Below are 10,213 nucleotides of genomic sequence, written 5' to 3'. Positions count from 1 at the left end.
GCCTGGCTCAGAGAACTCTTGTGCCTGTTCCTGATCCAGCTCTGGCGCACGCCCGCCTGTCCGGCCCCGCTCAATTCGGCTTCTTAACGGACGACTATGAACTGGCTCTATCTCGATCCGCCGGACAGGCGCTGGTTCTCTGCGTCGATGAAAAGAGCCAGATTTAAGCCCTCGACCGCACTCAGCCTGGCCTCCCGATGAAGACGGGCCGCGCCGGAACGACGACCCATGACTATAAACGCAATGGCACCACGAGCTGTTTGCAGCGCTCAACATGCTGGACGGCAAGGTCATCGCGACGTGCATGCCACGCCATCGGCATCAGGAGTTTCTGCGCTTTCTCAAGCTGATTGACTAACAGATCGCCGAGTGTCTCGACCTTCACCTCATCGTCGACAACTATGCCACGCATAAGGCCCCGGCCGTGAAACGCTGGGTCAAGGCACATCCGCGCTTCCACCTGTACTTCACGCCCACCTCGGCGTCCTGGCTCAATATGGTTGAGCGCTTCTTTGCCGAGATCACCCCAAACCGCATCCGCCGCGGCACCTTTAAGCGCGTCGCTGCGCTGAAAGGCGCCATCATGCAATACCTGGAAAACCACTATGCCGATCCCATACCGTTCGTCCGGACCAAGTCTGCGAGCCAAATCCTCGACAAAGTCGCCCGGGCGAAACAAGCGTTAGAGTCACGAGATTAGTTTAGATCAAGCAATCTCTGTATACGAGCGTCACGGACGAGGCGAATACCTCCGCTGCCAGGGAGCCAACCTTGGTCTTGGCCCGCGCCAGGAGGCAGCTCGATCGCTTGTTGCACCGGCAAACCGTGAGCCCGGCCATGCGGATAGTTCATAAGATGCCGATGCCGATCATCTGCTCCACTCCAGGGCGGTTTGTAGCCCAACTGCTCCTTCAGCAAGCTTTGCGTCGATGGATGACAAGGATGCGCCCGTCTGGTCCCGTTTCGGCTGTGTATCGCTCACCGTGGATGTAGAAGCATGGCATTGGAACTTCAGGGGTCGGCAGAAGTCTGAACGCTCGCAGTATGCCGATCAGGAAGTCGTCGGCCACGCGGGGGCCGTGAATCCAGTCATTGCCGACGCTCGCCCCGATATCGGGGAATGGCTCGATTTCATTCATCTGCTGGACTCGAGGCAGGGGCTGCAGTCCTAACTCGCCGTATCCAGGAGTGAGAATAAAGCTTTTGCCTTCCGGATTATTTGGAGTCACGGGCACCCGCCCTGGCCGCAATACCGCAGCATATCGCATACCGTTGATGAGCACACTTTCTGGCCGCAAAACCGCCGGAAGGAGGCCGCTTTCTCGCAATTCCGCGATCAGTGGGTCCGGGGCAAGGCCGCCCCTCCAACCGGGGAGGACATAAGCCCCGAAGTCACGCTCGGCATGCCTAGCCCCTGCGGCGGCTGCCAGGGACGGTCGATCCGAGGGCATTGTGGGCGCCAGTGGTGATGACGATGGGCCGGCGACTTCGAAGCGTTGAAACATCGCACCGCGCGTACGGGCCGATTCCTCGAATTGAACGTGGCGCTGAAAATCCCGAAGCATATCTCGCAAATTCAAGAGACGGTTACGAATCCCGCCAATCGCGGGTGCGTCGCGCCCTATATAGTCGGCTGCATAGGCTTGCACGTCGGAATCCAACGACGGCAGCGCAATCCGGTCCACCATTGGGGGCCTGTTGGTCTCGCGGATCCACTCGAGGAAGTCGTACAAATCCTCTGCAGCATGGTTGGCGCCGCGGGAGCGGCGGTTCGGGAGCTTCTCTCTAAGCCAATTCCAAAAGTCCTGATGAAGCGGCATGTCCACCTCACACGGGCCGAGCACCTGATTGGAGCCGCTGCTGCTATGGCCGCCAGTGCTATCACTGTTGTCGGCGATATCGCTGCTACTGCGGCTAGCTGACGAAGGCCCGGCTCCATCAAAGCACTGAAACGTCAGATTCCTCTCACGTGCCCAGTTCTCAAAATGCAGGTCCCGAAGCATATCTCGCAAGTTCAGGAGACGATTACGAAACCCGCCAATCTCCGGTGCATCGCGCCCTATATAGTCGGCTGCATAGGCTTGCACGTCGGTATCCAATGACGGCCGCGTAAGCCGGTCGGCCACTGGGGGTCTGTCAGTCTCACGGATCCACCCAAGGAAATCGTGCATATCGCCTGCGGCAATGTCGGCGCGGGGGGAGCGGGCTTCGGGGAGCTTCGAAGCAAGCCAGTTCCAGAAGTCCTCATAAAGCGGCACATCCACCGCATAGAGGGGAAGCCACTGATCGGAGACGCCGCTGCTGTCACTCACGCGAACCTCCGGTAAAAGGTGCAACTGCAGCGGTAAGGCATCCTCGCTCGATGCGAAGCGCGCACGTCGCGTCAGTTTGGTTGGGGAGCCTTCCTACCGGATGCTCCGAACTGAAAAGCAGCACGTTCGCCACCGCTCCAGCTTGCTTGCGATCAATCTTCCAACCGCCCACACTTCGTCGTTCGGCAGGGCGATGGATGTTGCGATGGCGACTTGACCATCGACTTTTCGAGACTGGTTCTCGCGTTCGCCCATAGAAGGTAATTCTACCGAAACGATAACGAGTCGATCACGGCGGTATAATCCCGACCGACGAGAAGCTCAAGTCGGCGGCTCATCTGCGGCCCACCCTCTGCCTCCTCGGACCCTTTCCTTGTCTGCGCAGGGACCGGAGCCATGTTGTCCTGCCCCGTTGCAGTGTCAGCGCTTCGATCGCTCCGGGTTATCTCGGCCTCGCCTCCAAGGAGATTCGAAGGCAGCAGTCACAATCCTCCGTGCCGCGTCTAGCCTGAAGTGGTGATAACGCGCCCCCCTTAGGAGCGCAAGGCACGCAGCGCTTTTCTGAAGTGCTCAGGCTAGCACACGAGATCTCCAGAAGTGAACCACACCAATCTGCACTGTCTGTTCGGTCACAAACACTTTTGCTCAACGATCGACATGTCTGTTTGCTGGGCGGTCTTAGAACCGAAGTACCGTGTTCAATGCTGTGGCCCACCAAACAGGCTCGGCATCAGCCGTCGAAAGGCCTCTCTGTGGTGGCCTCGCGCGCCACGTCACATGCTGATCGTCTTGGACCGGTCCCTCTGCAGGTCAGTTCGAAAAATAGCTGATCTTGTCGAGCGACGAATACGAGATGCCGCCGAAAGACCTTGTTAGGGTGCGTTCAGCTCGACTGTTGTTCAGAGTCTGACAGGGGGTGGGCGCGTTTGTCAGGTTGAACGCTCATTCGGCAAATCTCAATTATTTCAAGGCGATCAATAGCTCAAATCCGGAGACGTCATTGGCACGGCTGTTGCTATTGAGATGTAGCGACGCCAACTGGCGAGGACACGCAGAGGAGCAACGCAAACGATGCTCTCTTTCACTTGAACCCGTGTGCATCGCGAAAACCGGCGTATCTGCATCTGAGAGCGCATACACCAAGCGCGCGGGTCTACCGAGCAGCTCTGCAACTACGGTGCGAAGGAGGAGAGCAATGTTAGCGCTGCAGGAATTCGAATGCGACACCCGGATGTCGAATCCATGCTGATGAGCAAGGCTCACCTTGTGAGATGCAGCTTGCGCTCCGAGCGGCTGGAGAGAACGATGAACTCTTCAGAACCATGCGCCAGATGCGCCGTTCGGACATTCATAACGGCGCCGTTAGGCGACCGCGATACATGATGGATTGCAACGAGACACCGGGCCGGCCTCCCACCATCTCGCCAGCGGACGGGCGGGTGTCGCTTCAGGCCTTAAACTCCCACGATCGAGCCGGTCGGCGACTTCGTCCCGCATCTCGGCAGGCCCGTGTTTGGCTTTATTAAGTTCTGCTATCGGCGCAGTTTGCGGTCGTAACGACTAAGCAAGGTAACATATCGCCAGCGTTCAGTGTTTCGGGCTCACAAACGACCCTCGCTCCCCGGCACCTGTGACAAGCAAGCCTAACACTGCCAGAGTTTGACAAGGTGCACAGATGAACAACGACTCCAATCTCAATATTGATCTGGACATTTGCAGCAAGCCCAATATTGAGCTCGACGTGGAGGGGTTCGAAGGCACAGAGTGCATTTCACTGCCGTTCAGTTACGTGATCTACGCCACGACATCGAGCAATGTCGATACCGGCTCTTTGATAGGCGAGCGCGCCAAACTGTCTGTCAAAACCGCGTGCGGGCGATGGCTTGCCTCGGGCCTGTGCGCCCAAGTTGAGGAACTCGATCCGACGGTGACTGGCCTACGAGTGCTCCAGTTCGTCCTACGGCCGCGCTTTGCTGTTGCCGAGCTCTCCATCGCGAGCCGCATTTATGGCCCTGGCGAACCCATGGGCGTCGATGACATCATTAAACAGCAGTTGAACAAGGTGAGCATCAGCGTTCCCACCGAATACAATCTCGATCGCTATCCCAAGCGAAGTTATGTTGTGCAATACAATGAAAGTGATTTGATGTTCATTTCCCGCCTTTGCGAACGAAACGGAATTTTTTACTTCTTCAAGCAGGAAGAAGACGGTGACATCGTCGTCTTCGGCGACAAGAATCTGGCCTTCCCCAAGGTCGGGTTCGGCGCCAAGTCGGCGCTCCTCTATGCGCGCCAATACGAGCGCAAGGTATCTCGAGGCGTCGACGAAAGCGCCGTTCGGTCATTCCGACAGCGCCGGGTTCTCTCGACAAAGACCATCGCGCTCCACGATTACGACGAGACGGTGCCTTCCGTCGTGTCCGTCGATAAGCAGGTCGGACAAGGCAGCGGTTTCTTGGGCAAAGCCTCGCGCTTCGGCGGGCACTTTGCGGACGAAGCAGAAGCGGCCACGCTGGCCCGGATCCGTGCCGAGCAGATCTGCGCCGGCCAGACAATGTACATCGCCCACAGCGACGCACCGGAGCTGCGAGCTGGCGTGATCTTCGAACTGCAGGGCCATCCCCGTTTCGATGGTGAATATCTCGTCATCGCCGCGGACCACTCGGCCTATCGCCCGGCACCGACCGGATTCCGCGCGTTCGCTCAGGATGGGCGAGCCTACCAGAACATGATCCATTGCATCCGCGCGGACGTGCCTTATCGACCGGTTGTGATGACGCCTGTGCCTCTGGGCGTCGGCCTCCACACCGCCACAGTCGATGGAGAAGCTTTGAACGGGCGGGCCGAGATCGACGACCATGGCCGCTACAAGGTGCAGTTGGCATTCGCCGAAGAACTGGCAAAAGGACGTGGCAGCGACTACGTGCGCAAGCTCGAACCTTATGTAGGTCCGAATCAAACCGGCTTGCATTATCCGTTAGTCCCCGGAACTGAAGTTCTGGTCGGCTACTTGAACGGCGATATTGATCGGCCAGTCGTGATCGGGGCGGTCCATAACCCCGACATGAAGGCAGGTGTGACTTCGGAAGCGCCTTTGTTCAATCGCCTCAAGTCGCAATCTGGCGCCACCATCGAGATTTACGACGGACCTGCATGATTTCGTCACCTCATGACGGCTTATGACCTCCTGGCGACCAGCGACTCACGAGATCGACCCGCTATTGGAAGCGGTCGCCAATGCGGCACGCGCGACCATCCTGCCGGCAGTGTCGATCAACATACCGTCGCCGTCGACCGATGGCATTCTTTCGCAACGGCTTCGTGACGGACGAGAATTGCGTCTCAAATTATCCACGCGCTGTCTTCATCAGAAACAACGTGGTCCTCGCACCGTGATCGTCTACGCGCTGCTGGGCAATGCCGTTGTCGATAACCGCATAGGGTACCAGGTGAAGGGACAGGCTGTACTCGATGTTGCCACGCGTGCCTTTCTCGATATCGAGTGTCAATTGGAACAGGTCGCGCCTGTCATGCCGTGACGGATTGCTGTCTTGCATACGACGAGGTCTTCTCGTGACGGGTGCCGGTGCCTGGAGACCTGCCCCGCCCCAATTGACTATCGTCGGGTAGGCCCGAAAATTCAGGTGTCGGCTGCACACGGCTGCTGGCACGGATGTTGCGAGGTTCATCGGGCAAGTATGTGCCGGGTAGGCCAGAGACTGGGAGACGAACGTGTCACTTGAAGCCTACATGACAATCAAGGGAAAGAAGCAGGGCGACATCTCCAAGGATGCGTCCAAGCTGGACAGCATCGGGCAGGTCGCCAAGGGTGCCTCTGATAAGCAAGGGAAGATCACCGTGGTCGCCTTCACCAGCGGCGTCGTCGTTCCGCGCGACACGACGAGCGGTGTCGCCACGGGCTCTCGCAACCACCAGCCTGTGCTCTTCACGAAATTCTTCGATCGGGCCTCGCCGCTACTATGGCAGGCGCTGGCCACCAACGAGGTGCTCGAAAACGTGGTCTGCGAGTTCTACCGCACCGATCCCGGGGGCCTGCCGCAGCCGCAGAACTTCTTCAAAATAACCTGGAAGAACGCGACATTGGTGGAGGGCAAGGCTTATGTGCCGCTGACAATCAATCCGCAGAACAACTTCTTTCAGAACATGGAAGACTGGTCGTTCACCTACAAAGAAGTAAAATGGGAGCACGTGCCGGGCAGCACCAGCGGCGAGGATAAATGGTGACAACGCCGCGACGTTCGCGCTGTCGCCGTTTTGCGGCCCGACGCGCTATGCTCCCCGCCAAACCAAGGACCGAAATTTTGTCGCAAGCACCGTCCGGGAAATGGCGGATGCAGGGCGTACATTCGAGGCGTCGCAGAGCTCCCGGTTGGCTATGCCGGGTCTGCTTGATGGCAGTGTGTAGACAGTGCTTGCTCAACAGATGTTAGATAGGCCGCTAGCATTGGCTACCATTGCTGATTGTTGCATTGAGGCTGAACCGATTGAGCAAGCGAGCTCATATGCCTGCTGATCAGACAAATTGTCCGACGTACAACGTCGACATGCGACAAAGATACCCCGGTTCCATTGACGGTTTTAGGCGTCCCGATGTACCAAATCGGCTCGTGTTCGGACCGAGTATCGCGCGTGTAGCCGAACAGGGTCTCACAATCGTACTGTTGGTTCTACGTCATGGGTCGTGATTGACGGACATGAAGAAGAATTGCTCGCGGAAATCGGCGCGCGGGGACGTGCACTGCTGACCGGCTTGATGCGCTGCGGTCGTTGCAGGCAGATGATGCCCGTGGTCTTTGGCCAAGCCAAAGGGAATGCCCATCGTTATCAATAACGCGGCGACGATGCCCATGTCGGTGCCGACCTATGTATAGGCATCGGCGCAGTGCGGGTCGATCGTGCGTCGCGCTAAAAATACGTGAGACTGTCTCCGATCGGGCTTTTGAAGCAGCGATATTGGCGTCCGGCCAGGTTCAGCGGTCGAGACAAGAAATCACTGCCGCCGTCGGGAAGCCTGAAGTCGGACCCTACGAAACGAAGCGTCCTACGCCGCAAGCCGATACGAGCTGGTAGATCCGGCGAAGCGTCTCCTTGCCCGTGAACTCGAGGCGCGCTAAAATGGCGCATTGGAGCGGGGTTGCCGAGCTTGAGAGGCGGATCAAGGAGCGGCGCGCCGCATCGCCGGAAAGTGCAAGGATCGACCGCGCCCTGCTCCTGCAACTTGAGATGATCTGCCGCGGGTTCGGAATGCACCGTCAACGGACACACGCACCAAGCAGCGGCTGGTTCACATCGTGGTTCGGGAGATTGTTTGCCCTCACCCTAAGAGACGGTCGTCGACGTCCAGGCTCATCGGATTCACCCGAATCCGCAACGCCGCCCGCTCCGTGCTGGCGCATTTATTGCGTCTGCAATGAGGTGACGCAACAGCGCGGACTTGGCGCCTTGGTTGACAGCAAGAGCCGAGAATTCTGCCGCGATGTCGGCGGCGACACGAAGCGAGATCAGAACCATCTGCTCCAGTGCCAATCGCGATGTAACACATCGCTCGCGCGAAGCCTACGGCATCGATGCCACTTCGCTAACCTGTCGTAGGAGCGGTGACTGCCTTGGCCCTCACTCAATCTCAGCAGACGAGCGACACACATTGTGCTATGTGCTCTCTGCAGAGATCGCAGCCAGCCTTCGGTCAATTGATTCCTTAAAGCTCTCTCGCGCCTCGAATGCTCGCGAAGGAATCAGAAGTGATTCTTTCCGCTCAAGCCGATCAGCAGACACAGATAGATATGGGTAATAGAAGAAGAGCGTTAGGGACGATTTGCAGTCCAGACGAGCTGTTCAGCCGCCCTTAAGCTGCGGTATGAGAATAACGTTGACGCCTAGCGGATTGTTAAGGGTCACCTCCCTTGTCCCCGCAGCCAACTGCGCCATGTAGGAATGACCGTGGATGTAAAGACTTGTCGTTGCCTGCAACGGCCTCGGGAACGCGGCCATTCTATTCAGGACGCCAAGCAGGACGTCCGGGGCCGCTTGGGGACCATGGTTCCAGCTCGGGCCTACTATGTTCGTGAAATCATGATCTAATCTCCTAGTCGTCACATCGGACGCCGGACGTGACAACTGCCGCGACAGGTCCAAACGACTCGACCCGCCGGCTAACGTCCGCTCGACCTTCCCTTTCGAGCCGCTAGGCTCCCCCACATTCCGCGGACCGAACGGGCCGGCGAGTTTCTCAGTCGGAGTTTTCTTCAACTCCGTAACGAAGTCCTCGCTCCATCGCGCGATGGGATATGCTTTAAGTCTAGCCATCATGTCGCGCCAGCGCGAAATGCGCTCGCCAGGCGACATCGACATTGCCATCGAAATCTTGTCTGCGATGTCGTCGATGTTGTTCGGATCGACGAGCAGCGCCTGCTCCAGCTCTTTGGCAGCGCCAGCAAATTTAGACAAGATCAGCACGCCGGGATCTTTCGGATCTTGCGCCGCGACATATTCTTTCGCCACCAGATTCATGCCATCACGCAACGGCGTTACCAATGCAACCTCCGCGGCGCGGTACAGACTCGCAAGTGCGGCTTGGCTGAAGCCCTCTTTGACATAGCTAATCGGAATCCAGTTGTCCTTACGATGGCGGCTGTTGATGTCGCAGACGAGATCCGAGACATCGTTCTGCAACCGCTTGTAGATCGGATTCCCGATGCGGGACGGGATCGCGATCTGCAATAGCGAGATACTCCGCTTCAGATCGGGGTTTTGGGTCCATAGGCGATCTAAAGCATGTAGGCGTTCTTCGATACCCTTGGAGTAATCGATCCGGTCGGCGCCGATTGCTATCCTTTCACTGTTGAGGCCGTGTCGTATGTAAGAGATCAAAGGCTCCGAGACGGCGTCCGCGCTCCATTGCGTGAACGTGTCCACATCAATGCCTATCGGAAACACTTGGCACCGGGTTTGGCAATGACCACAGGTCGCAACATAGCCGTTGATGTTTACCATGGGATCGGTGCCGAGATACTCGAGAAAGTTGGTCCGGTCCTCCTCGGTCTGAAAGCCGATCAGGTCGTAATCCAACATCGCCCCGATCAGTTCGTCATGATGGCGCACACTCTCTATTATAGCGCGCGGCGGCCATGGCGTGTGCAGGAAAAAACCGATGGGCTTTTTGATGTCGAGCTTGCGCAGCTCCTTGCCGAGAGCAAGGAAATGATAATCGTGCACCCAGAACGCCGTCGCCTCTTTGATCCGGTCCAGTTCTTGCGCCATGATGGCGTTGATCTTGCGATAGCTATCGTAATCCTCCTCCGAGGCGCCGGCGCGAGCCAAGTCTGCGCGCCAATGCAAGGCCGGCCATAGTGCCGAATTGGCAAAACCGTCGTAGTAGCGGCGATAATCCTCGGCGGGCACATCCAGCCTTACAAGCCTGCCTCCGCCGTGCGTCTCGGTAGGCGGCTCCTTCTCATGACCATCGTCCAATTGGCCCGAGAACCCCACCCAGATTGCTCCGGATTTGTGCACCACGGGGAGCAGCGCCGCTGCAAGACCGCCTATCTTGGGTTCATTGACATCGCTGCTGGCAACCCGGTTCGACACGACGACGAGGGTCACAAGTCATCCTTTTGCGTCTGAGCTACCGTTACCCTTCCGTTCAATAAATATGGCTTGATCATCGCCTCAAGAAAGATGAACCAAAATGACGCACGCGCTCAGGCATTCGGTCTTGCTACTTGGATCGCGCGGCCCATTCGGTAAGCTTGATCACTTGCGATCCGCAGCCTGGTACCCGACCGGCATCGACGATTTGCCTTCCTCGACTGCGACCAAACACAGCGCGTCGGCTAGAATGACGGGCGGGCCACGCAATGTAGTGATTCCGGCTCCCAGTG

General features: G+C 57.9%; 6 protein-coding genes and 1 pseudogene. 4 read left to right on the top strand and 3 right to left on the bottom strand.

All coding sequences use genetic code 11. The features are described 5' to 3' along the window. Positions 1 to 105 precede the first annotated feature (105 nt). Positions 106 to 700 (top strand): annotated as a pseudogene (locus ABIB80_RS38970) (IS630 family transposase); the annotation flags it as partial. A gap of 211 nt (positions 701 to 911) precedes the next feature. Here the strand turns inward: ABIB80_RS38970 and ABIB80_RS38965 are convergent. Next, a complete protein-coding gene (locus tag ABIB80_RS38965; RefSeq protein ID WP_354129618.1) occupies positions 912 to 2,312 on the bottom strand; it encodes a hypothetical protein in 1,401 nt (466 codons plus the stop codon). A gap of 1,675 nt (positions 2,313 to 3,987) precedes the next feature. On the opposite strand from ABIB80_RS38965, the gene ABIB80_RS38960 reads away from it, so the two are divergent. The 3 genes from ABIB80_RS38960 to ABIB80_RS38950 all read left to right on the top strand — a co-directional run bounded on the left by ABIB80_RS38960 (position 3,988) and on the right by ABIB80_RS38950 (position 6,557). Beyond that, positions 3,988 to 5,469: a type VI secretion system Vgr family protein gene (locus tag ABIB80_RS38960; RefSeq protein WP_354129617.1), complete on the top strand. Its 1,482-nt coding sequence runs from the start codon at positions 3,988 to 3,990 to the stop codon at positions 5,467 to 5,469. Positions 5,470 to 5,491: 22 nt separating this feature from the next. Then, positions 5,492 to 5,851 (top strand): hypothetical protein, encoded by a 360-nt coding sequence (locus tag ABIB80_RS38955; RefSeq protein WP_354129616.1) that lies wholly within the window; start codon positions 5,492 to 5,494, stop codon positions 5,849 to 5,851. Between the two features lie 193 nt (positions 5,852 to 6,044). Beyond that, on the top strand, positions 6,045 to 6,557 hold the full coding sequence (locus ABIB80_RS38950) for an Hcp family type VI secretion system effector (protein WP_354129615.1): 513 nt from the start codon (positions 6,045 to 6,047) through the stop codon (positions 6,555 to 6,557). 448 nt (positions 6,558 to 7,005) lie between these two features. Here ABIB80_RS38950 and ABIB80_RS38945 read toward each other — a convergent pair whose 3' ends face one another. Together ABIB80_RS38945 and ABIB80_RS38940 are read right to left on the bottom strand one after the other, a co-directional pair. Then, positions 7,006 to 7,182, bottom strand: coding sequence for a hypothetical protein (locus ABIB80_RS38945; protein WP_354129614.1), 177 nt, complete (start codon positions 7,180 to 7,182; stop codon positions 7,006 to 7,008). A gap of 986 nt (positions 7,183 to 8,168) precedes the next feature. Further along, on the bottom strand, positions 8,169 to 9,935 hold the full coding sequence (locus tag ABIB80_RS38940; protein WP_354129613.1) for an alpha,alpha-trehalose-phosphate synthase (UDP-forming): 1,767 nt from the start codon (positions 9,933 to 9,935) through the stop codon (positions 8,169 to 8,171). Between the last annotated feature and the right edge of the window lie 278 nt (positions 9,936 to 10,213).

It is taken from the genome of Bradyrhizobium sp. i1.15.2, from assembly GCF_040548425.1.
Lineage (GTDB): Bacteria > Pseudomonadota > Alphaproteobacteria > Rhizobiales > Xanthobacteraceae > Bradyrhizobium > Bradyrhizobium canariense.
The sequence above is the reverse complement of the archived record's forward strand: the minus strand, read 5'-3'. Positions and strand labels throughout refer to the sequence as shown.